The sequence below is a fragment of the Chitinophaga jiangningensis genome (assembly GCF_900142605.1).
GTDB classification, from domain to species: Bacteria; Bacteroidota; Bacteroidia; order Chitinophagales; family Chitinophagaceae; genus Chitinophaga; species Chitinophaga jiangningensis.
In genome coordinates this window covers 591846-616728 of record NZ_FRBL01000002.1, presented here as the reverse complement: position 1 = coordinate 616728, position 24883 = coordinate 591846, and the positions used below count along the sequence as shown (strand labels likewise).

The following is a 24883-nucleotide window of genomic DNA, read 5'->3' as shown; positions in this document are numbered from 1 at the left end:
TTTTATGAAGAGATGGTTGTTGTTGCTTTTAATATTTGTAAATATATCCGCAGTGGCACAGGATTCAGTATACCTGTTCTGCTATTTTAAAGACAACGGAAAGGATGGCTTGCACATGGCGTATAGTCATGATGGTTATAAATGGACGGCCCTCAACGGCGACAGTTCCCTGCTGAAACCCACCGCCGGAAACGATAAGCTCATGCGCGACCCCTGTATCATCCAGGGGCCGGATAAATTATTTCATATGGTGTGGACGGTGAGCTGGAATGAACGGACGATCGGCTACGCCTCTTCTCCTGACCTCATTCACTGGAGTGAGCAGCAAACGGTGCCGGTAATGGAACATGAACCCACAGCAAAGAATTGCTGGGCACCGGAAATTACCTATGACCCGGCAGGCAAGCAGTATATGATTTACTGGGCCACTACCATACCGGGCCGGTTTCAGGCCGGTGATACCACCGGCGATGATAAATATAATCACCGCCTGTATTATACACTCACTAAGGACTTTAAGAAGTATTCAAAAGCGAAGTTGTTGTATGATCCCGGGTTTAATTGTATAGATGCTACTATTCAAAAGGATGGTAATCAATGGGTGATGTTTTTTAAGGATGAAACCCGCTTTCCACCTGCCAAAAACCTGCGTGTAGCATATAGTAAGCGGCTTACCGGTGAATATGTGATGACAGGTTCGCCGATCACCGGCAACTATTGGGCAGAAGGACCAACTGCTTTACGCAGCAATAACACCTGGCTGGTATACTTTGATAAGTATCGTGATCATAAATACGGTGTAGTGAAGATGCAGGACAATGGGGTGCAAGACGAATCACATCAATTACAAATGCCTTCCGGAATCCGCCACGGATCAGCGTTTAAAGTAAGTAAAGCCGTTTTTGACCAACTGCCCCGGTAGTTATACAGGTAGGCACAGGATAGTTTCACAGAATGGAACTTGTATTTTGATCTCCGATAATTACCGTTATGATTAGATCCGCGTTACTGATACTTTGCTTATTTACCCTTTCCGTGCATGCGCAACAGTTAGACTGGGTGAAGAAGGTGGGTGCCGCCTCCGTTCCCAAAGGCACAACGGTGTATTATGCCAATACTTACGGTGCGGTAAGTGATACCGTTACCATAAATACAAAAGCGATTCAAAAAGCGATTGATGCCTGCGCCGCCAAAGGTGGTGGCATCGTGGCATTCAGACCAGGTACCTATGTTACTGGTTCCATATTTTTAAAGAATAATGTTCGTTTACGTATAGACAAGGGCGTTACCCTCCTTGGTAGCCAGCGTTTTGAAGATTATCCCGAAATCGATACTCGCATCGCTGGTATTGAAATGAGATGGCCTGCCGCTATGATCAACCTCCTGAAAGTGAAAAATGCTTCCCTGGAAGGAGATGGCGTGATCAACGCCCGTGGCCGTTTCTGCTGGGATAAATACTGGAAAATGCGGAAGGAAGAATACGAACCTAAAGGGCTCCGCTGGATTGTAGACTACGATAGCAAACGCGTACGTACCCTGCTGGTCCAGGAATCCGAAGATGTGACACTGAAAAATGTAACCATCAAAAATGCCGGCTTCTGGACTGTACACCTGCTGTACTCCACCCGCATCACCGTTGACGGCGTGGTAATCCGCAACAACGAAGATGGTACCGGCCCAAGCACCGATGGTATCGATGTAGACTCCTCTACCTGGGTGCTGGTGCAGAACTGCGATATTGATTGTAATGATGATGACTTCTGTTTAAAGGCCGGCCGCGATTATGATGGCCTCCGGGTAAACAGACCTACGGAATATGTAGTGATCCGCAAATGCATTGCCCGCAGAGGCGGTGGGCTGCTCACGCTGGGCAGTGAAACTTCCGGCGGCATCCGTCACGTACTCGCTACGGACCTGCAGGCAAAAGGCACCACTAACGGTTTTCATATTAAATCCGCTACCACCCGTGGTGGTATAGTAGAAGATATTTATTTCAACAACATCACCATGGAAGAGGTAACTACGGCATTCCACTTCACCATGAACTGGAACCCTGCTTACAGCTACTCCACCTTACCTGAAGGTTACAACCCGGATTCTATTCCTGCTCATTGGAAAACCATGCTGATGCAGGTAACGCCGGAACGTGGTACACCACACTTCCGCAATGTACACGTGAGCAACATCAATGCCACCTCCGTGCGCCGCATCATCACTGCACAGGGGCTGCCTTCCTCCCAGCTGGAAGATTTCAGCTTCGATCAGCTGAACATCGCCGCCGAAAGCAAAGGAATGCTCACACAAGTACAGAACTGGACCATCACAGATAGTAAACTCAGCGCTGCTGATAAGAAACCTTTTCAGGTAACCGACTCGAAAAACGTGCAAATCAACGAGTAATGAAATACCTTTTATGGGGCCTTCTGTTGCTCCCTGTAACGGCAACGGCACAACGAAATATGGAATACCTCAACCGGGGCGTAGTGGCTATCGCCGCACCGGAAGGAGGCAACTTCATCAGCTGGCGCTCCCTGGTTACCGACCCGGAAAACGCCGCCTTCAACGTATACCGCGGAAATGTAAAAATCAATAACCAACCAGTGAAAGCTGTTACCTGGCTGTTGGATAAAGCCGTCGACACGGCCGCTACCCTCAGCTACCAGGTGAAAATGGTAGTAAACGGTAAGGAAAAAGAAAGCAGTGAAGTCTTCACAAAAAAAACCGGTAACAAACCTTTTTTATCGATACCACTGCAACTCCCCGAAGGATACACCGCCAACGATGGTTCCGTGGGAGATGTTGACGGAGATGGTGCCTATGAGATCATCCTCCACGCCACCGGTAAAGCACATGATAACTCTCATGCAGGTCTGACAGATCCACCGGTGTTCCAGGCCTATAAAATGGATGGAACGCTGCTGTGGACCATCAACCTCGGAAAAAATATACGCGAAGGCGCCCACTACACACAGTTTCTTGTGTACGACCTCGATGGTGACGGTCGCGTGGAAATCGTCATGAAAACGGCCGACGGCTCCATAGATGCACTCGGCAACGTTATAGGCGACAGCACCAAAGACTATCGTAACGCGAACGGATATATCCTCGCCGGACCCGAATACCTCACCGTATTCGACGGCAAAACCGGCAAGGCCATGGCTACCACCAACTATATCCCCGCACGCCACCCATCGTCACTCACGCCCACCACAGAAGAACTTAAAGCCATCTGGGGTGATGGCTACGGTAACCGCATGGACCGCTTCCTGGCCTGTGTGGCCTACCTCGATGGGCAACATCCCAGTTTTGTAATGACACGTGGTTACTATACCCGCACCGTACTCGCTGCATGGGATTACAAAAATGGAAAAATCACCCACCGATGGACATTCGACAGTGATGCACCAGGCGGACAAAACCGCAAATACAGAGGCCAGGGTAACCACAACCTCACGGTAACGGACCTGGATAATGACGGTAAGGACGAAATCGTGTACGGCGCCATGGTAATCGACGACAACGGAAAAGGACGCTATTCCACCGGTCTTGGTCATGGTGATGCCCTACATGTTTCTGACCTCGATCCGGAACGTCCCGGACTGGAAATATTCGATATCCAGGAACGATTTGATGATGCCGGCGCCAGCTTCCGCGACGCCCGCACCGGAGAAATCCTTTGGAAAAAAGCTTCCGTAAAAGCCGGTGAAGACGGAGAAGGTCCCGGCCGCGGACTCGCCCTGGACGTAGATCCCCGCTATCCTGGTTATGAAAGCTGGGTGGCTGGTGCCGGTATCAGCGGTATGTTCGACGCCAAAGGAAACGTGATCTCCGAGAAAACACCTTCCGTAAACATGGGCATATACTGGGATGGCGACGTGCTCAGCGAACTCCTGAATGGTACCACCATCGATAAGTGGGATTACGCCAACAGTAAAAGTAACCGCTTGCTGGATACCCGCGCGTACGGTTGTGTGAGCAATAATGGTACTAAATCAAACCCGGTATTGTCCGCCGACCTGTTTGGCGACTGGCGCGAAGAAGTGATCTATCGCACCGCGGACAACAAGGAACTGCGCATATTTACCACCACCATACCTACGGATGTGAAATTGTATACGCTCATGCAGGACCCGCAGTACCGCCTGAGCATCGTTTGGCAAAACGTAGGTTACAATCAGCCACCACATACCGGCTATTTCCTGGGCCAGGGCATGAAAGCTCCGGCAAAGCCCAACATTAAAATTATTAAACCATGAAGACATTGAAATATTTGAGTCTGGCCGCCATGTGCCTGATCATGAGTGCTTTTGTACAGTTGAAAAAACCGGTGTTGTATATCATCGGCGACAGCACCGTAAAAAACGGGGATGGCAAGGGTACTACCGGCCAATGGGGCTGGGGTACAATGGTAGGCAGCTACTTTGATACTGCTAAAATTGATGTGCAGAATCATGCCATTGGTGGTCGCAGTAGTCGCACCTTCCTCACCGAAGGCCGCTGGGAAAGGATCCTGGCCGATCTTAAACCAGGTGACTACGTAATCATGCAGTTTGGTCACAACGATGCAGGTCCGCTGGATGATACTTCCAGGGCAAGGGGAACCATCCGCGGAACAGGTGAGGAGTCAAAAGAGATTTATAACCCGATCCGTAAACAGCAGGAAGTAGTACACACCTACGGCTGGTATATGCGTAAATATGTAGCGGAAGCCAAAGCAAAAGGCGCTATCGCCATCATCTGCTCACCGGTGCCGCGCGACAACTGGAATGGCGAAAAGGCAAAGCGCGGCAATGCCGATTATGGCCTATGGGCACATGAAACAGCTGATACCACCGGTGCTTTCTTCATTGACCTGAACAACATCATTGCAGATAAATATGACGCGATGGGCAAGGAAAAAGTAGCCCCGCTGTTTAAAGGAGACCATACCCACACCGGTAAAGAAGGCGCGGAACTCAACGCAGCCGCCGTTATTGAAGGACTGAAAAAAATACCTGGATGTACGCTTAATAGTTACCTGAGATGAAAAAGATACTGATAGCATTCACAATGATCGGGGCCCTGCAGGCAAATGCCCAGCAGGTACCCAACAAAAAGGAAACACTGAAAGCACTGGAACTAACCAACCAGTACTTCATGGAAAAGTACGCTGATCCCGGCAAACCAACGTTCGTGAAAAAGGAACGTCCGTCTAACCTCTGGACCAGGGCGGTGTACTATGAAGGACTGATGGCATTGTACAGTATTGATAAAAAGCCTGCCTACAAGCAGTATGCACTGGACTGGGGAAAGAGCCACCACTGGGGTTTATGGGGTGGACCTACCGTGCGCAATGCGGATAACATCTGTGCCGGCCAAACTTACATCGACCTGTACAGAATTGACAAAGACCCGCAGTACATCAAAGAAGTAAAGGCTGCTATCGACAACATGAAGAGCACTGATAAAGTGGATGACTGGTGGTGGATTGATGCGCTGCAGATGGCGATGCCGGTATTTGTGAAGCTGGGTGTGGATAATAAAGACAACAGCTATTTCGATTTCATGTACCGCATGTACAGTTATACCAAACATAATCATGGTACTAACGGCTTGTATAATGCAGCTGATAAATTATGGTGGAGAGATAAGGACTTCGTGCCGCCGTATACTACCGTAGGTGGTAAACAGTGCTATTGGAGCAGAGGCAATGGCTGGGTGGTTGCGGCCCTTGTGCGTACCCTGGAGGAGCTGCCGAAAACCGATCCTCACTATGCGGAATACCTGCAGGATTATAAAGATATGCTGGCAGCGCTGCTGCCGCTTCAACGCCCGGATGGCTATTGGAATGTAAGCCTGGCCGATCCTACAGAGTACCCGGGAAAAGAACTGACAGGTACTTCCCTGTTTGTTTATGGCATGGCCTGGGGTATTAACAAAGGTATCATTGACCGTAAGGTATACCTGCCAGTGCTGAGCAAAGCCTGGAATGCCATGCTGAAGGACTGTGTGCATCCTGACGGGGCACTGGGCTGGGTGCAGAGCACCGGTAAAGAACCTAAGGACGGTCAGCCGGTGAGCTACGATAAAATTCCTGACTTTGAAGATTATGGGCTGGGATGCTTCCTGCTGGCAGGGTCGGAAGTGTATCAGCTGAAGAAGAAATAATTGCCTGAAGATCCCCCAGGTGGGGTGGCAGGTGCCACCGGCACTGCCCTCCCGGGATTAAATCGGGCCTTCGGCTGCCCGCCCCCTGGTAGTTACTAACAGCTGCATATGGAACTTTCATCAGGTGGCGGCGGGCCAGGCGCAACAACCCGCAATGCGGAAGCCAGGTACTAACAGTCACTGAACTTCCATTGGGTGGTAGGCGCCACCGGCGCCGCCCACCCCGGATTCAATCGGGCCTTCGGCCCGATTGAATCCGGGGCCACAAAATAATTACAAAGAGGTCCCCTCTTTCAAGATACCGTTTTGAGTAGATGCGGTGTATTTTTGCCCATTCCCTCGCTGGTTTTCCGGCGAGGGATTTTTTGTATGCTTTTACGTAAAAATGACCCTTTTGGGAACGATTGCGTAAATAAATAGGGGGAAACTGTTGGCGGTTAGAAAATTAGACAGTAAACTTGTTACCAGAGCTATGGAACTGACGAACTAACAGGCTATCAGCTTTTCATTGGACACGTTAATGAAAATTAATTTAAAGGATGCTTCCTGACCTATAGACACCAACAATATATAGCATGTCATACAGCTGAAAAGCTGATTCTATCAACCTAAATTTCATTCGAAAGGAGTTCTTCACCGGACATTAAATCATTTTTTCCACTTATGAAAAGAATTCTTCTCCTTGTTGCCATTATATGTGGCAGTATGGCTGGCTTTGCCCAATCCCGTCAGGTAAAGGGAACAGTCACCAACAAAGAAGCAGGCGATCCCTTACCGGGAGTAACTGTTCGCCTTCGCAACACTTCAACAGGGGTTAATACAGATGTTAACGGCCGCTTCACGATCACTTTGCCAAATGATAATGCAGCGGAATTGCAGTTTACCTACATTGGCTACCAGGCTAAGGTAATACCTGTAAAACCCGGTCAAACCCTTAACGTTACGTTGGATCAAACCAATGCCAACATGAATGAAGTAGTGGTAGTAGGGTATGGAACGATGTCCCGCAGGGAATTTACAGGTTCCGTTTCCAGCATCAATGCAGCTAAAGAGTTAAAAGACATTCCGGCTAACACCGTAGCGGAAGCACTGGCAGGCCGCCTCGCCGGTGTGCAGGTAACAACTACGGAAGGTCGCCCTGGTGCAGAAATCCTCATCCGCGTACGCGGCGGTGGCTCCATCACACAGGATAACTCCCCCCTCTACATCGTGGATGGTATCCAGGTAGAAAATGCACTCTCTTTACTTTCCCCACAGGAAATCCAATCCATCGACGTACTGAAAGATGCGGCTTCCACTGCCATCTACGGTGCACGCGGTGCAAACGGTGTGGTAATCATCACCACCAAAGGCGGTAAAGAAATGAAAACCCGCGTGAGCTACGATGGCTACGCCGGTACCCGCAGCATCATTAATAAACTGCCGGTACTGAAACCATACGACTTCATAAAGTACCAGTATAAAGTATATAACTATAATACAGACGAAGCTACCTCCAACTCTTTCCGTGATAAATATGGTCGCTGGGAAGATTTAGAGCTATATAAAAATATGCCGTTTACCGACTGGCAGGATGAAGTGTTTGGTCGTGATGCTAAAAACCTGACTAACGTAGTAACCGTTAGCGGCGGTTCTAAAACCACGAGCTTTAATCTCACCCTCAATAACCTGAAAGATGAAGGTATAATGCTCGAATCAGGTTATCGCCGTAATATGCTGTCGTTCCGGTTCGATCACCAGGCATCCGACAGGCTGAAAGTGGGTCTCACCGCACGCTATGGCCGTCAGCGTATAGACGGGGTAGGTACTTCCAACACCGGTTCGCAGGGAACCAACCGCTTACGTAACTCCGTTCGTTACAAACCATTTATAGGTACAGGCCAGGAAGATGTAGTGGATGTATTCGATCCCGAATATGCCAATCTCACCAACCTTACCAGCCCTGTATTACTGGCACACAACGAACTGAAATACGATTACCGCAATGATGGTAACTTTAGCGGTTACTTCAGTTATGATCTCACAAAAGACCTTACCTTCAAATCCGTGGCAGGTATCACCGCCAACAATGGCCGTGCTAATACCTACAACGGTGAAGTAACAAGTGTTGCACGCAGCAACGCAGGCCTGGCGGTTGTAAACATCACCACCGGCGAAACTACTACTCTTACCAACTCCAACACGCTGAACTATAAACATACTTTTGCGAAAAAGCATAACCTAAACGTATTGCTCGGCCAGGAGTTATACCAGACAAAAGCCACTACTTTCAATTCCACCGTTAAGTTTATGCCGGTGGACCTTACGCCGGAACAAGCGTTTGCAGGTATCGATAAAGCAACGCCGCCTTCCGGGTATATTCAGGACCCTGCCTCTACCAGTGAAACACAGGCCAAACTGATTTCTTTCTTCGGCAGGGTAAACTACTCTTACGACAGCAGATATATGCTCACCTTAACAGGTCGTTATGATGGTTCTTCCAAGTTCAACTACGACAATGGTTTTGCATTCTTCCCATCCGCGGCAATAGCCTGGCGGGTGGCAGAAGAAAACTGGTTTAAGGAAGCCAACATCAGCTGGTTATCCGATCTTAAATTCCGTGCAAGCCTGGGTACTTCCGGTAACAACCGAATCGCTAATGACCTGTTCCGCACTGTGTTTGATCCTAAAACCGCCAGCTATGCTTTTGAAGAAGCCGTTACGCCCGGTCTGGCACCTGTGGCGCTCGCCAACCCACGCCTGAAATGGGAAACAACGGTGGCCCGCAACCTGGGACTGGATGTAAGTTTCCTGGATAACAGGGTAAACGCCACCATCGACTTCTATAACAACAATACCCGCGACCTCTTGCTGGCCGTACAGATTCCGCAAACCACCGGCTATGCCACTCAAATGCAGAATGTTGGTAAAACCAAGAATACCGGTGTGGAATTACAGGTGAATGCTTCCCTGTTCGCTAAGAAGAAATTCAACTGGAATGTGAGCTTCAACATCGCGCATAATAAAAATACCATCGTTAGCTTAGGTACTGATCCAAGTGGTAAACCACTGAATTCTTACTTCGCACAATCCGGATGGGTAAACAGTTTGAACGACTTCCTGGTACAGGTAGGTGCGCCCATTGGTCAGTTCTATGGCTATGTAACCGATGGTTACTACAGTGTGGATGATTTTGATTATAACCCATCTACGCAGAAGTATACACTGAAATCAGATGTGCCAAACGCAGGTGCAGTGGCACTCGGCAACAGAGATCCTCAGCCGGGCGATCTGAAACTGAAAAAACTTACCGATGATAAAAACATGGTGATCGGTGCCAACGACAGAACAGTATTAGGTAACGCACAGCCTAAATTCTTTGGTGGTATCAACAACCAGTTTACCTGGAACGGCTTCGATATGAGCATCTTCCTGAACTTCTCTTATGGTAATAAAGTATACAATGCCAACAGGATGGAGTTCACCACGCAGTATCTGTATAAAGACAATAACCTGTTGGAGATCATGAAAGACCAGTGGAAATGGTACGACGATAACGGCATGAAAGTAACAGATCCGGAAGCACTTAAAGCATTGAACAAGGATACCAAATACTGGTCCGCACCAGGGGGTAACTACTTCCTGCATTCATTCGCCATCGAAGACGGTTCTTTCCTTCGTATCAGCAACCTCACACTGGGTTATTCCATACCTGACAAACTGCTGAAACGTACAAATGTATTCTCCCGTTTCCGTGTATACGCGACCGTTAATAACCTGTATACTTTCACTAAATACAGTGGTTATGATCCGGAGGCCAATACCCGTCGCAATAATCCGCTGACACCGTCTGTTGATTACTCTGCGTATCCGCGTAGCCGTTTCATTCTGGCTGGTATAAATGCTTCTTTCTAAGAATTTAATTGTGACTTATTATGCGTAAACGTACTTTATATACAATCCTGGCTGCTGCTGGTATACTTACTGTAGCATCCTGTAAAAAATACCTGGCTGTAGATTCACCCTCTACAGTGCTGCTGGACGATGTTTATAACAGTGTATCCAATACCAACAGTGCCATCGTTGGTACCTATGCGATGCTGATCGGGGATAATGGCTACGGTAGCCGTATTGCTACCCTGTTTCCACAGTCAGGTGATGATTTCAGAACCTCCGGCGACTACAACGCAGATGATCGTCGCGGTATCAGCTGCTATGGCGCAAGCCCGGCTAACACTGACCTGCCGAACTGTTTTAACCAGTTGTTTAAAGGAATAGAGCGGGCCAACAACTGTATTAAGTACATCCCGTTATCCAAACCCTATACTTCCGGTTCGGAAAATGATAAAAAGATGATGCGTAAGATGCTGGGTGAAGCACTCACCCTGCGTGCACAGTTTTACTACGAGGCCGTACGTAACTGGGGCGACCTGCCAGCACACTTTGTGCCGGCTGCAGACCTCACCGATCCTTACCTGCCACGTACCAACCAGGACAGTATCCTGGACCACATCATCGCTGACCTTGCCACCGCAGAAGAGCTGGTGCCTTGGAGAAGTGAATCGCCCGACCAGAACATCCGTATCACCAAAGCTGCCGTAAAAGGCCTCCGCGCCAGAATTGCGCTGGCGCGTGGTGGTTATGCATTGCGTACCGCGTCCAAAACGATGGAACGCGGAAGCGACTACAAAAAATACTACCAGATAGCGATGGATGAGTGTAAGGATATCATGGATCATCCTACCGAACACTCGCTGAACCCGGTGTATGAAAATCTCTTCAAAACCCTGCATTCCGCTACCAGACTGGACAACGAGCATGAGCTGATATTTGAAGTAGGGGCGTTTGGTGGTAATGCCAGCTCCGACAGTAAGCTGGGTTATTACAACGGTATGCGTCACAATGCCAGTTCAAAATATGGCGGCGGTGGCGGTGGTATCAATGCCATTCCAACATACTTCTATGAGTTTGATTCTATAGGTGATATAAGGAGAGATGTAACCCTTAACAGTTTTGAAATTGACGCGGACAGCAAAAAAATCGCCACTACCGGTGCTGCCATGACGGACGGTAAATTCAGACGTTCCTGGACCAGCATTATCGGTACCGCACAGAACCTGGCGGTGAACTGGCCTATTCTGCGCTTTGCCGACGTCCTGCTGATGTATGCGGAAGCGGACAATGAAATCAACGGAGCCCCATCTGCCACAGCGCAGGATGCACTGCTGAAGGTACGTAAACGCGCCTACGTAGGATATGAAAGCCGGATTCCTGCTATTCCACAGGATAAAGAAGGATTTTTCAAAGCGATTGTACAGGAGCGATTACTGGAATTTGGAGGCGAAGGTATCCGTAAATATGACCTCATCAGGTGGAACCTGATCGCTGCCAAATTTGCTGAAACTAAAGATAAGCTGCGCGAATTTATGAACGGCACCGGCAGATACGCCAACGTACCGGCGTATATCTATACCAAGGCTGCCCCTTATGCAGTAAAATCTTCCGGAGAAGAAATGGCAACCATGGACCTGTACGGTGGAGCTCCTGCTAAAGTTTTCTTCGAACCGGGCCTTGGTACCTCCTCTGCACCAAGTGGGTCAGGCTATACCTCCAAGGCATGGCGGGCATCTGTAACGGAAGATTATATCAGCGGCGACCGTAAAGGTTACGTGCGTTACTTCGAAGCCAACAAAAAAGAGCTGTTCCCGATTCCGCTGGATGCAATGAACAGTAATTACAAACTCGAGCAGAACTTTGGTTACAAATAAAAATCCCTATCATGACTATCAGACTTAACTATAATTATATCATAGTATTGCTGCTGGCAGTAGCCGGCCTGTGGTCCTGCAAACGTACCGAAGACGAGCTGGCCATGCCGCGTGAATTCATGCCTTCCGGCAGCATTGATATCTCATCTGAAGATACGGTGGCCATCATCACCTGGAAGGCGGCATTGTATACCACCAAGGCAACCTATATAGTTGATTTATCGAAAGATACCACCTTCGCTACCTACGAACACCGGTTTACTACAGATACTTCCGGCATCAGGATCAACGATAACTTCCTGACGCCGCGTACTAAATATTTCGTGAGAATCCGTACTAACAATGCTGACAGTACGAAAAACTCTCACTGGCTGACCAGTAAAAGCTTCTCCATTTCCGGGGAGCAATGGCTGATCAATCCTGCTGCTACAGATATCATTGATAAGGCGGCTGTCATCAGCTGGAAACCTGCAGCCGGATTTGTAAAGCTGGAACTGAAAGCCAACGGGCAGCCCGTGATTACAGTGCCTTTGGATGCTGCCACCAGCCAGGCCGGACACGTGCAGGTAAACGGCCTTAAAGCGGCTACTACCTATACTGTTGAAATTTACGATGCAGCGGGGAAAAGTAAAGGTTATATATCTTTCACGACCAAAGATGGAGTGCCTGCAAACGGAACGGTGATTGACCTTTCTGGTATTACCGGTCGCCCTTCTGTACTGATGGATACCATTAGCGTGGTGCCTTCCGGCAGTACTATTATTCTCAGACGCGCCGAGAACTACGCGTTCACTTCAGAAGTATTGCTGAATAAATCACTGAGCATTGTAGCTGAAATCAGTTTCAATCCTGCCTATCCTGTGATTACTTTCAACAGTCCCATGAACCTGACTGCCGGTTCCACTATTGACTCTGTATTGTTCAGGGAAGTATCGTTGAAAGGTGCCGTGTATACTGGTTCCTACGTGATGAACATCAATAAAACAGGCAGCATTGGTAAAGTAAACTTTGAATCCTGCAACCTGGAAATGTTCCGTGGGGTGATACGTGTACAAACAGCGGATGCTGCCGGTACTGCCATCAACACGATCAGCTTTAACAACTGTGTAATCGATAGTATTGCAGATTATGGTGTGGTGAATGGTAATGCGCAATCTGCCCTTGCAAATATTAAGTTTACCAACAGTACCCTGTATAAAATGCAGAAGGTAGTGGTAGGGGCTAAGCAGGCGGAGTCTGTTGAGTTTACCGGCTGTACTATCAACGAGGCGCCGCAGGGCGGCGGTGGTGCTTATCTGGTGGACTTCAACGCGATCAATGTTACCAGCGGCATTAAATTCAACAGTTGTATCATTGGTCACGGCAGGATCAACGCAGGCGCTATTACCGTGAGAGGTGCACGTGCAGGTACAGGAACTTCCATTTCTTCCAGTTCCACTTACACCACCGGTGATTACTCCGCCACGGCTAATGCCATACCGGGTGTAACGGCCTATAGCAGCACTGTTGCGGCGCTGTTTACCGATCCTTACAATGGCGTTTTCAGGATAAAAGATAACGGTTTCCCTGGCAGGGCTATTGCCGGTGATCCGCGTTGGAGATAAGTGCCTTCGGCCCTGGCGATCTTTTTTTCTCGCAAAGCAGCATAAGGGGCATAAGCAGCAAAGGCCTGCATTTTGCTCCAATAAGTTTATTCGAAAAAGGAGGAAACCTTCGGTTTCCTCCTTTTTCGAAAGTAGTGCGCCTTTGGCGCACTACTTTCGATCTTAACCAACAAAACACAATTCTTTGCTGCTTACCTGCTTTGCTGTTTTGTGTGCAAAAAAGATCGCGCCCTGGCGCCGCAGGCACCTAAATCCCAATAAGTCTTTGCGAGCTTAAAATCCTTATGCTCCTTCGCGAGAAAAAACATTTAACACGTTATTCATATGAAATTCATTAGCAAAAATTTTTTCTGGCAGATGATGATTGGAGGATGCCTGTTTGCTGCCGATGCGAATGCGCAGCAACAGGCTTTTCCTGGTGCGGAAGGATTCGGGCAGTTTGCCAGTGGCGGACGGAATGGAAAAGTCATTTATGTCACCAACCTGGAAGACGATGGCCCTGGTAGTTTACGCAAAGCCTTAGCCGCCAGGGGCCCACGTACCATTGTGTTTAGTGTTTCCGGCACTATCGCCTTACAATCTCCTATCCGCATAAAGGAGGGAGATGTTACGATCGCGGGACAGTCGGCCCCGGGTGATGGTATTTGTGTACGCAACTACCCGACCTACGTGGAAGCTAACAATGTGATTATCCGGTATATGCGTTTCCGTTTGGGGGATGATTCCCACCAGGAAGGAGATGCCCTCGGTGGTCGAAATACGGATAACGTGATCATCGACCACTGTTCAGTAAGCTGGGCGATGGACGAATGTGCTTCTTTCTATTATAACAGCAATTTCACTTTGCAGTGGTGCCTGGTGGCAGAAGCACTGAATGAATCGTACCACATCAAAGGTGCGCATGGTTATGGCGGCATCTGGGGTGGAAGGAAAGCTAGCTTTCACCACAACCTGATTGCCAACAATAACAGCCGTAATCCGCGCTTCAGCGGTTCCAGCACTACTACCAATACGGAAGATGAGCTGGTCGACTATCGTAACAACGTGGTATATAACTGGGGTTTCAACAGTTCATACGGTGGTGAAAAAGGGCGCTACAATATGGTTAACAACTATTATAAGGCCGGCCCTGCCACCCAGAAAAAGGTGCGCAACAGGATCATCAATCCTTCTGAACCTTATGGGCAGTTTTATGTAGATGGTAATTTCGTTTATCAGGATCCGGCCGTAACGGCCAATAATACCAATGGTGGAGTACAATGCAACGATCCCGCGGCTGCTGTTGTAAAAGTGCCGTTCGAAGTTAGTTCTGTAAAAACTACTGATGCGCTCAATGCCTATAAAGCGGTATTGGCCTCCGCCGGTGCCAGCTTACGGAGAGATGCAGTGGATACGCGTATCATTCGCGAAGTGGAAACCGGCATCTCCACAAATGGTAAAAAGCAAAATGGGATTGTAGATACACCAGCTGAAGCTGGAGGCTACCCGGAGCTGAAATCAGCGCCTGCGCCATTGGATACCGATGGTGATGGTATGCCGGATGCCTGGGAAAAAGCCAATGGGTTGAATCCGGCTGTAGCCGATGGAAACGGACATCAGTTGGATAAAGGGTATACGAATGTGGAGGTGTATTTGAATAGTCTGGTGAAATAATTTTCCTATTTGAAAAGGGCGGGCGCCGATGGTGCCCGTCCTTTTTATTTCCGGAACTGCCGAAGGCAGTTCCGGAAATAAAAAAAAGCGCTGCAGACGCAGCGCTTCGGTGGCTATAGATGGCGGAAGGCGAGCAGCAATTACTGCTCGTTTTGTTTTTCTTTATCTGACTTTCTTTTTGCAACGTCTTCGAGCAGCTTCAGGCCGAGCAGGCCGGAGATAGGACCATTGGTGCCATCTCCGCCGCCGCCGATGAGTATTTCAGGCATGATGCGGATGTTTTGTTCACCGATAGCCTCCATTACTTTCAGCTGGGTGAAGTTATCGCCGCCCATGGCTTCTACGGCAAGCTTATACGATTCTGCGCTGGCCTGACCGGTGGCGAGGATTTTTTCTGCTTCTGCTCTACCGATGAGGGAGATTTTTTCCGCATCAGCTTTAGCAGTCCACTCCGTACGTTCTGCTTCTGCTTTGGCGAGGAGGCGTACTTTTTCGGCCTCACCGGCAGCCATCAGTTTCATACGGTCACTTTCCGCGGTTGCCTGCAAACGTACGCTGTTGGCGTCACCGGTAGCTTTTTTCACCGCCGCATCGGCGATACGTTCGGCGATCCATACACCCTGGTCGGCCTTTACGATCTCCTTCTGGATTTCTGCGATGGCGGTTTCTTTCTCCAGTTTCTGACGTGTTTCCTGCGCCAGTCTTTCCGTATCGTAGGTCACTTTCTGTTCCTCTGCAATCTTACGATCGGTGAGGGTCTTCATCAGTGTTTCCGGCGGTACGATATCACCGATGAGGGTATCCACGCCGTGTACATTATATTGTTCCAGCACATGGCCGATATGTTCTTTCGCAGAGTCCTGGCGTTCTTTACGACTGGTTAAGAAGCCGATCACATCTGAGCCCTGGGCGCTGTTACGGAAGTAGTTACCGATAGTAGGTTCGAGTACCTGTGTTACGAGGTTGCTCATATTACCGAAGCGCGCAATTACTTTTGGTGCTTCGTTGGTAGGAATATGGATGATCTGTGCCACGTCCAGGTTGAACGTAAAACCGTCTTTACTACGCACGGTGATGGTAGACAGGTTTTTATCCAGCTGGTGTGCTTCACTGCGGGCTGCTGCCCAGTTGAGTACCAGGTTGGTGGTAGGTACCAGTTCCACTTTCATAATATATGGGTTGATGGGGTACTTACCGGGTCCCAGTGGTTCCGCCCACACACCTTTATTACCTTTGGATACGATGTTGCCGTGTTTAAACTCAACGCCGCTGAGGTCCACGCCATCACTACCTACGAAGGAGATAACCACCCCTACATGACCGATGGCGATTTCCGTCATTTTCACCAGCTCAATGCGTGCATACCAGGGGTTGATAAAGTAGGAACCTGCCAGCACTACCTGCTCCTGTAATCCTTTATAGCCGCCGTTTTCAAGGAAGGTGTCCACATCCTGGAAGTTGTTGTGATGATCAATATGTTTACCTGCGATGGAGCCGGCTTCCAGGGCCTTACCTTCCAGTGTGGTGACGATACCTACTGCGTTTTCAGGTACCGTGATACTATCGGTCAATTCCACTTCAAACAGGAAGGTGTTGATACGATAGGAACCTGGCGTGATGATGGCGGTTTGCCGGCCTTTGCGGCCACCATTTTTCAGAAATGCTTCGGCGTCCTGGTAGGTGTCGCAGGGCACTTTGCGCGCAAGAATAGCACCGGTTTCCAGCTCCATACCATCCTTTGCCAGTACCAGTCCGATCTTACCGGTAGGGATGATGGTAAATGGCTGAAACGACACGCTGTATTGCCATATCCAGCGCCAGAAATAGATACCGGGAGCCAGTGTTTGCGCCTGAAAACCCGCTTGCCCGTCAGTAGCAATGATGCGGCCTTCCGGCAGTTCCTGCTTACCCAGCAGCACGAATTTTTTGGTTACCAGACCGATACGGTCTTCCGGTACGATTACCACGCCAAAGAGCATACGAAGTATTACCTTATGCAATACAAGGAGTAGTATGGGCACAGCAATAGCTATTACCCACGTAATTGCAGATACGTTTTCCATTGTTAGGGATGTTAGAGAATGTATGTATTGAAAATGATTACATCAGTTGATTATGTAGCTGAAGACATGCATCAAAGAGGCCCCTTTAATTTTTGTGGCGCTATATATCCAAAAGGTATGCCAGAAGTAAAATTATGCGCGTGGCGGAGAAGTATTGAACTTAGATAAGATGTAGGCAGTGAGGAACGTAATAATGTCCGAATTGTCAGATTCCATTGTGGTTGAAATTACGGTGTAAATGTGGAGAAATTCCCGGAATCTGCAAAATTATTTTCAAGAGGTAGATAAGAATATTCATTGTTACAAAGGCAGGGCAGCCTGCGGCCGCCCTGCCTTTGCGATGGTTGCTCGCTGCCGGAGCATGAGGGCATCCTCTCTTATTTTGTACTTGTTTCCATATTAATCGCATTCACGGTTTGTGCTAAAACCGTTTCATCAAAACCGTTATTTGCAATCATAAATTTCTTCGCTGTTTCTGCTGCCTGCGGATCATTGTCGAAAGCAGCCAAAATGTTTTTACGTTTCAATATTACCTTGGTGGCCTTGTCGTTTTGCACAAGGTAATAAGTATACTTACGTCTGAATTCATTATACATTTTCCCTGTTTGCACCATGCCTTTATCCACGAAGTCAGCTTTGGAATAAACAACGGCTACATCTTTCAGTAAAGTATACTTTCCGGCGGAGGAAAGTTGCTCCACAAACTTCATAGAGCCGTTCAGGTAAGCACGTACAAAGAAGCGCATCTCATCACCTTTTTTGAAGTGCAGCGCCTGTACATTGAAGATCTCCGGTGCGTAAGCTTTACCGTCGCCACCTTTGATGATGAGTTGATTTTTTTGCAGATCAAGATTGGCCTCATATACGACTGATTTTTGCACCGGCTTGTTGTCCAGTGAATCCAGCCACATATAAGCCCATCCGTCGTACAGGTAAGGAGTGCCAACTGTATTGGCGGTGGTGGTGAAATTGTACACCATATCCTTTCCCATAGTGAGTTGGTCTATAGCATTGATGTATTGGGAAGTACGTAAGTAACCGGTGGAATCCTGGGCTACAGCACCGTAACAGAAAGACATCAACAAACAAAAAGCAATGGCTAACGATTTCATAAGCGATAAAATTAGTTGGGTTGAAACCAAAATTATCGAAAAAAGCGCTCACGAAGTAATTAATTGATTGCAAATTTATCATGATAGGGTGGAGATGGACCCCACGCAGCCGGCACCTTTTGTGCCAGCTGTACATCGGTCAATGTGTGGGTATCCGATAATCAGCATTTTCATGCTCCGGAAGCTATGGTGGGTAAATACCCCCGGGTAGCTGTTCATAAATATCTTAAGGTAGCAGTACTTGCCCCTGCTCATTCATTTCCCAGAAAGGATTATGCGCCACTTCAAACAAATGCCCGTCAGGATCCGTGAAATAGCCACTGTAGCCACCCCAGAATACTTCTTCCGCGGGTTTCACAATTTTGCCACCGGCTTTTTCCGCCAGCTGCAATACAGCATCGGTTTCTTCCCGGCTGCGGGTGTTGTATGCCAGCGTTATGCCCCGGAAACCACTGCTCTCAGCCGATTGATTTGCATCGGCCGCCAGTGAATCCCAGCCAAACAAAGAGAGTACAATACCTCCCAGTGAAAAGAAGGCTACCGCCTCCTGGCTGTCGGGTGATTTTTTCCAGCCTAATCCTTCTTCGTAAAATTTCAATGAGCGACTCAAGTCCCTTACACCTAATGTAATGAGTGTTAGCCTTTGCTGCATACAGATATTAATTTGCTAATAAATTTAGTAAAATAAATCCGTATGCAGCCATATGTATCATTAAATTTCTACTGCTTCCAGCTCTGCCTCCTGGATGGCTTTCAGCGTTTTAGTAACGGCATCGGGTGTTACAGAAATACTGTCAATGCCCATGCTGATCAGCATCCGCGTGAATTCCGGGAAGTCGGACGGCCCTTGTCCGCAGATACCTACTTTCACTCCTTTTTCTTTGGCAACGCTGATCAGCCTTGCAATCATACGTTGTACCGCAGGATTCATTTCGTTATAAAGTGAGGCAACAATGCTGGAATCGCGATCCAGCCCCAATGTAAGCTGGGTAAGGTCGTTAGAGCCGATGGAGAACCCGTCAATAAACTCCGCAAACTCTTCGGCCATGATTATATTACTTGGCAGCTCTGCCATCAGGTATACTTCCAGTCCTTCTTCGCCGCGCTTCAGCCCAAATTCGGCCATCACGTCCAGTACTTTTTGCAGCTCTTCCACGGTACGGCAAAACGGAATCATCACCACCACATTTGTTAATCCCATCTGCTCACGTACCTTCCTGATCGCCTCACATTCCAGGCGGAACGCTGGTTTGTAAGCATCGGAATAGTAGCGGGAAGCACCTCTCCAGCCTATCATCGGATTTTCTTCTGATGGCTCAAAATACTTACCTCCCAGTAAGTTGAAATATTCGTTACTCTTGAAATCAGAGAAACGTACAATCACTTTTTCAGGGTAGCAGGAGGCGGCAATTTTACCAACGCCGTATGCAAGCTGATTGATGAAATAATCTGATTCGCTGTTATGCCCCTTGATTAGCTGTGTTATTTTTTTTGTGAGATCAGCATCCTTCAGCTCACGGTGGTTCAGTAACGCCAGTGGATGCGCCTTGATATAGTTGTTGATGATAAACTCCTCTCTGGCCAGGCCTATGCCGCGGTTTGGCAAATGGGTATATTGGAAAGCCATGGAAGGCGTGCCCACATTGAGCATCAGCTGGGTGTTTACCTGTGGCAGCAACGACAAGTCCATTTCCTGTTCTTCAATAGGGAGTATGCCATCATATACCACTCCCTCAGTGCCTGCTGCGCAGTTGACCGTAATGGCCTGCCCAGACGTGAGTTTTTCAGTAGCATCGCCGCAGCCAACAATTGCCGGAATTCCCATCTCCCTGGCAACAATAGCAGCATGACAGGTTCTTCCTCCTTTGTTGGTAACAATGGCGGAGGCCATTTTCATAATAGGTTCCCAGTCAGGATCAGTCATGTCGGTTACCAGCACGTCCCCCGGTTGGAAGCCCAGCCCGGCATTCAACCGGTTGTCCAGCGAAAACAGGATGTTGACATGACCGGCCGCAATTTTATCACCCACGGCAATACCGCGCACGATTTCCTCACGGGGAGCGCCGTTGTCATTGATTACATACGACTTCACCTTGCTATGATCCTTACGGGAGTGGATCGTTTCAGGCCTTGCCTGTACAATATATAATTCGTTGGTAAGTCCGTCCAGCGCCCATTCTACGTCCATAGGGCACCAGTGGCCTTTCTTTTTCGTATAGTACTCCTCGATGCAATTGACCCAGGATGCGAGCTGAATAATATGTGCATCGCTGAGGCAGAACTGATGCAGCGCCTGTTTTTCTACCGGAATAATTTTCGTCCTTTCGTCACTGCCTTCTCCATAAACCATTTTTTTATCCTTATGCCCAAGCTTCTTTTCTACGATAGGGGTATAACCTTTATCCAGCAATGGTTTGAATACAATGAATTCATCCGGGCTCACCGCGCCCTGCACTACCATTTCGCCCAATCCCCAGGAGCCATTAATCAGTACTACGTCCCTGAAACCTGATTCTGTATCGAGTGAAAATGCCACCCCGGAAGCACCGAGGTCAGAGCGCACCATTTTTTGTACACATACGGACAAGCCTATACTAAAATGATCATAGCCAAAGGTGGAGCGGTAGCTGATGGCACGGTCAGTAAACAGGCTGGCAAAGCAGTTTCTCACAGCATCAATCAGGGCCACGGGGCCGCGCACGTTCAGGAACGTTTCCTGCTGACCAGCAAAAGAAGCGTCCGGTAAGTCTTCCGCGGTTGCGGAACTACGTACAGCCACGTCCGTTTGGTCCTGGCCATATTCACGGGACAGTTCATTATACGCATCAATAATCTGGCTGCTCAGCTCATACGGAAAGCGGGTGCTGCTAATGGCCTGGCGGATACGCATACCCGCGCGGCGGAGACTGGTGATATCTTCAAAGTCAATATGGGCGATTTGTTCACGGATATATGCTTCCAGCCCGCTATGTTGCAGGAAGTCGTAATAAGCTTTGGTAGTGATGGCAAAACCGGTTGGGATTTTAACTCCTGCCTGGGTGAGGTTGCCTATCATTTCGCCAAGGGAGGCGGATTTGCCGCCTACGAGCGGCAGCGATTCCATCGTTACGGCTTCGAGTGGGAGAATTATATGATCTTTCATAACATGCTGTTTAGACAATGAAGGTATCCCCCGATACCGTTTCCTGAATCGATTGATTCCCAACACCGAAAACAAATCTGAATTAGGGAGGCGATTCGGAATTTTTTTCAGCATTTGTGGCCGGATACCTATTTTTGGAGAAAATCAGACATGGCCTTCATCCCCGATATGCTCGATATGTGTATTTTGGACATACTTCAACAGGATGCGCGAACCACCAATAAGGAGATTGCCGCAAAACTGGGGAAGTCTGTTACTGCTATATTCGAGCGTGTGAAGCGGCTGGAAGCAGAAGGCTATATCCTTGGTTACATTGCCGTGCTCAACAAAAACAAGCTGGGAAATGCACTGGTGGCCTATACCAGCGTTACCCTGGAAATGCATGGGCATGAAAGATTATCGGCCTTTGAAGAAAGTATGAATGGCTTTGCAGAAGTGCAGGAGTGCTATAAAATGAGTGGTCAGTTTGATTACCTGCTCAAAATTGTAACGGCTGATATGGAAGCCTACGACGGCTTTTATTCCAATAAACTCTCCAAGCTGGATAACATCCGTAAAATCCGCAGTTTGTTTGTATTGTCTGAAACCAAGCAGGAGCCTGGTTTGCATCTCAAAACTGAATTTGTAAACCGCACTAAATAATTACGCCAGCGTACTACTGCCGAATCGCGCCCGTAAAGCATCGATGCTTGCCCGGTTAAAAATATAGGTCAGCGGAAAGCCGGTAGCTATCTCTCTTTGCAGAATTTCATCCTGCGTAAGGTTGTCTATAAACATCACGAGTGCACGTAAGCTATTCCCATGTGCTACGATCAGCACGTTTTCAGCGGCTTCCATATGCGGCAGTATGGTGTGCATGAAATAGGGAATCACGCGGTTATAGGTGTCTTCCAGGCTTTCCCCGCCAGGAGGGCGTGTGCTGAAAGAGCGCCGCCAGATGTGTACCTGTGCTTCCCCGTATTGGGCGGCGGTGTCGGCTTTGTTGAGTCCTTCCAGGTCGCCATAGGAGCGCTCGTTGAGTGCTTTGTTGATCACAACAGGGATGCCTGTTTCCCCGGAGTTTTGCAGTACCAGGTCCAGGGTATGTTGTGCCCGTATAAGGGTAGAAGTAAACGCAATATCGATCTGCTCGCCCCGTAATTCCTTGCCCGCTTCAGTGGCTTCCTGCACACCTTTTTCGGAGAGATCTATGTCTTTCCAGCCGGTGAACCTGTTTTCCAGGTTCCAGAGGGACTGGCCGTGGCGGATTAAGAAGAGTTTTACGCTCATGAGTGTTTTTGTATATTACAGTTAGCTAAAGTGTTTTGTTGATACCCTACATCGCTATCAGGAATAAACCCAAAATATACCCTTATGAAAAGTAAAGTTATCCGATCAGCAGAAGGCTCCCGGCTAAATGTATTGGGAGATAATCAAACTTTTAAGTTTACCGGAGCAGATACCGGGGGGCTTTTTACCACGTTTATCCAGGAAAATCCGCCAGGGATTCAGATACCTAAACACCGGCATACGAGGGAGGATGAATTTTTTCATGTCATCAGCGGCGAAGTGGAATTCCAGATAGAAGATGATATACATTCCCTGCTTGCTGGTGACATGATCTTTTTGCCTCGTGGCGTAGCACACTCGTTTAAAGTGGTGGGGAACAGTCCGGCACGGGTGGAGTGTAGCGTATATCCGTCGGGGTTAGAGTTTATGTTTGAGGAGCTGGGACGTTTGCCTGCGGGCCCGCCTGATTTGGCGGTAGTGGCAGCGATTTGTGACAGGTATGGGGTACAGTTTGTATAGCTGTTTATTTTTCCGCGATGAAAGTAATACTTGTGGTACCACTTTCATCGCGGGAGCGTATATCCATGGGAAGTTTCCCTTTAATTTGTTTTATTTCTCTTTACAACCAGATAACAGATATACAGGAACAGCAACCATCCCGGCATCAGTGCCACCGGCAGCTTCATCCCCGTAATCCACATCAGCACCAGTATCCCCGTCAAAAATATCAGGCAGATGTAATTAGACACCGGGTATATGAAAGAAGGAAACTTCGTTTTTTCCTGGTGTAACTCCTTGCTGTGTTTAAACTTGAGGTGCACCACACTGATCATGATCCAGTTGATAATAAGCGAGCTTACTACCAGCGACATCAACACCTCCAGTGCTTTTTCCGGCATCAGCTTATTTACAATAATACAGATGGCGGCAAACAGGCCTGATACGAGTATTGCCTGCACGGGTACACTGTTTTTATTAAGTTTAGAGAGAAATTTTGGCGCATTGCCCTGTTCTGCCAGTCCGTACAACATGCGGCTGTTACTATATACACAACTGTTGTATACCGACAGCGCGGCGGTCAGTACAATCAGGTTGAGCACATTAGCAATAAGGCTGGTGAAGTACACCGTTTTACCAAACAGGGTAAACTGGAAGCCTTTCAGGCTTTCGAACACCATAACAAACGGGCTGCTATCCGTAGTAATACTTTTCCAGGGAGACAGGGAGAATAATATAATCAACGCGCCCACGTAAAAAATCAGGATACGGTAGATTACCTGGTTGGTAGCTTTAGGAATTGTTTTCTCCGGTTTATCTGCTTCTGCAGCGGTGATGCCTATCAGTTCGAGCCCCCCGAAGGAGAACATGATCAGCGAAATAGCTGCCAGTAAGCCCTGGTAGCCTCCTTTGCCGTCGGCCTGCATAAGGCCTTTAGGGAAAAATCCACCATCGTTCCAGAGGTTAGCTACTGTTGCATCCGGGCCGCCGCTGCCACTAACAAGCAGGTATACCCCAAATATGATCATGGCAATGATAGCCACTACTTTTACGATGGAGAACCAGAACTCCGCTTCGCCGTATACCTTTACGGACGTGAGGTTCAGCGCATTGATGGCTACAAAAAAGAAGCAGCTGGATGCCCACAGGGGTATTTCCGGCCACCAGAAGTGAACATATACACCGATGGCGGTGAGCTCAGACATGCTCACCAGGATATAGAGAATCCAATAGTTCCATCCGGAAGCAAAACCGGCAAAAGTACCCCAGTATTTATAGGCAAAGTGGCTGAAACTGCCGGAAACCGGCTCTTCTACCACCATTTCTCCCAATTGTCGCATGATAAAAAATGCTATGACACCTGCCAGGGCATAGCCTAATATAACGGAGGGACCGGCCAGCACCGCCGCAGGACCAATGCCGAGGAACAAACCCGTTCCGATAGCACCTCCCAGGGCAATAAGCTGTATATGCCTGTTTTGCAGTCCTCTTTTAAGGTGCTGCTCTTCTGATTTAGCCATTGTGATGTTTAAGTTGATTGCTATAGGTAGGCTGCAATATGAGCTTTTTTAATAAAATCTTCCCAAAAAAATAATATAAGATGGCCACTATCTACACCAATGGTTATGATAAGTGTATTTTGAACGTT

17 protein-coding genes are annotated in these 24883 nt (G+C 48.3%); 11 read left to right on the top strand and 6 right to left on the bottom strand.

Annotation, left to right across the window (positions count from 1 at the left end):
* Positions 1-4: 4 nt before the first annotated feature.
* From BUB18_RS07040 to BUB18_RS07000, 9 genes are all read left to right on the top strand, one after another.
* Positions 5-922 (top strand): glycoside hydrolase family 43 protein, encoded by a 918-nt coding sequence (locus BUB18_RS07040; protein WP_073079360.1) that lies wholly within the window; start codon positions 5-7, stop codon positions 920-922.
* A gap of 68 nt (positions 923-990) precedes the next feature.
* Positions 991-2400 carry a glycoside hydrolase family 28 protein gene (locus tag BUB18_RS07035; protein WP_073079359.1) on the top strand — a complete coding sequence of 470 codons (1410 nt, stop codon included), beginning with the start codon at positions 991-993 and terminating at the stop codon, positions 2398-2400.
* Positions 2400-4256 carry a rhamnogalacturonan lyase gene (locus BUB18_RS07030; protein ID WP_073079358.1) on the top strand — a complete coding sequence of 619 codons (1857 nt, stop codon included), beginning with the start codon at positions 2400-2402 and terminating at the stop codon, positions 4254-4256. Before BUB18_RS07035 ends, BUB18_RS07030 begins: the two co-directional genes overlap by 1 nt.
* Positions 4253-5026: a rhamnogalacturonan acetylesterase gene (locus tag BUB18_RS07025; protein ID WP_073079357.1), complete on the top strand. Its 774-nt coding sequence runs from the start codon at positions 4253-4255 to the stop codon at positions 5024-5026. The genes BUB18_RS07030 and BUB18_RS07025 overlap by 4 nt, the downstream gene beginning before the upstream one ends.
* Complete coding sequence (locus BUB18_RS07020) at positions 5023-6147, top strand: glycoside hydrolase family 88/105 protein (protein WP_073079355.1); 1125 nt, start codon at positions 5023-5025, stop codon at positions 6145-6147. Before BUB18_RS07025 ends, BUB18_RS07020 begins: the two co-directional genes overlap by 4 nt.
* Positions 6148-6810: 663 nt before the next feature.
* Positions 6811-10041 carry a SusC/RagA family TonB-linked outer membrane protein gene (locus BUB18_RS07015; RefSeq protein WP_073079353.1) on the top strand — a complete coding sequence of 1077 codons (3231 nt, stop codon included), beginning with the start codon at positions 6811-6813 and terminating at the stop codon, positions 10039-10041.
* A 20-nt stretch (positions 10042-10061) separates the two neighbouring features.
* Positions 10062-11894, top strand: a complete 1833-nt coding sequence (locus BUB18_RS07010; protein WP_073079352.1) for a RagB/SusD family nutrient uptake outer membrane protein — start codon at positions 10062-10064, stop codon at positions 11892-11894.
* 11 nt (positions 11895-11905) lie between these two features.
* Positions 11906-13498 (top strand): DUF5123 domain-containing protein, encoded by a 1593-nt coding sequence (locus tag BUB18_RS07005; RefSeq protein ID WP_073079350.1) that lies wholly within the window; start codon positions 11906-11908, stop codon positions 13496-13498.
* Positions 13499-13822: 324 nt separating this feature from the next.
* On the top strand, positions 13823-15151 hold the full coding sequence (locus BUB18_RS07000; protein ID WP_245805622.1) for a pectate lyase: 1329 nt from the start codon (positions 13823-13825) through the stop codon (positions 15149-15151).
* Positions 15152-15291: 140 nt separating this feature from the next.
* On the opposite strand, the gene BUB18_RS06995 is transcribed toward BUB18_RS07000, so the two are convergent.
* From BUB18_RS06995 to ppsA, 4 genes are all read right to left on the bottom strand, one after another.
* Positions 15292-17214, bottom strand: coding sequence for an SPFH domain-containing protein (locus BUB18_RS06995; protein ID WP_073079348.1), 1923 nt, complete (start codon positions 17212-17214; stop codon positions 15292-15294).
* A gap of 377 nt (positions 17215-17591) precedes the next feature.
* Positions 17592-18326: a hypothetical protein gene (locus tag BUB18_RS06990; protein ID WP_143159856.1), complete on the bottom strand. Its 735-nt coding sequence runs from the start codon at positions 18324-18326 to the stop codon at positions 17592-17594.
* Positions 18327-18552: 226 nt separating this feature from the next.
* Entirely contained in the window at positions 18553-18978 is a 426-nt protein-coding gene (locus tag BUB18_RS06985; protein ID WP_073079344.1) for a VOC family protein, read from the bottom strand.
* Positions 18979-19038: 60 nt separating this feature from the next.
* Complete coding sequence (ppsA, locus tag BUB18_RS06980; protein ID WP_073079342.1) at positions 19039-21468, bottom strand: phosphoenolpyruvate synthase; 2430 nt, start codon at positions 21466-21468, stop codon at positions 19039-19041.
* 150 nt (positions 21469-21618) lie between these two features.
* Between ppsA and BUB18_RS06975 the strand changes: the two genes are divergently transcribed.
* The gene (locus tag BUB18_RS06975) at positions 21619-22110 is read left to right on the top strand and encodes an Lrp/AsnC family transcriptional regulator (RefSeq protein WP_073079341.1); all 492 of its coding nucleotides are present in this window, start codon (positions 21619-21621) and stop codon (positions 22108-22110) included.
* Here the strand turns inward: BUB18_RS06975 and BUB18_RS06970 are convergent, their stop codons facing one another.
* Positions 22111-22737, bottom strand: coding sequence for a 2,3-bisphosphoglycerate-dependent phosphoglycerate mutase (locus BUB18_RS06970; protein WP_073079340.1), 627 nt, complete (start codon positions 22735-22737; stop codon positions 22111-22113).
* Positions 22738-22821: 84 nt separating this feature from the next.
* On the opposite strand from BUB18_RS06970, the gene BUB18_RS06965 reads away from it, so the two are divergent.
* Positions 22822-23256 carry a cupin domain-containing protein gene (locus BUB18_RS06965; protein WP_073079339.1) on the top strand — a complete coding sequence of 145 codons (435 nt, stop codon included), beginning with the start codon at positions 22822-22824 and terminating at the stop codon, positions 23254-23256.
* Between the two features lie 80 nt (positions 23257-23336).
* Here BUB18_RS06965 and BUB18_RS06960 read toward each other — a convergent pair whose 3' ends face one another.
* Positions 23337-24755, bottom strand: coding sequence for an amino acid permease (locus BUB18_RS06960; protein ID WP_073079338.1), 1419 nt, complete (start codon positions 24753-24755; stop codon positions 23337-23339).
* Positions 24756-24883 lie beyond the last annotated feature (128 nt).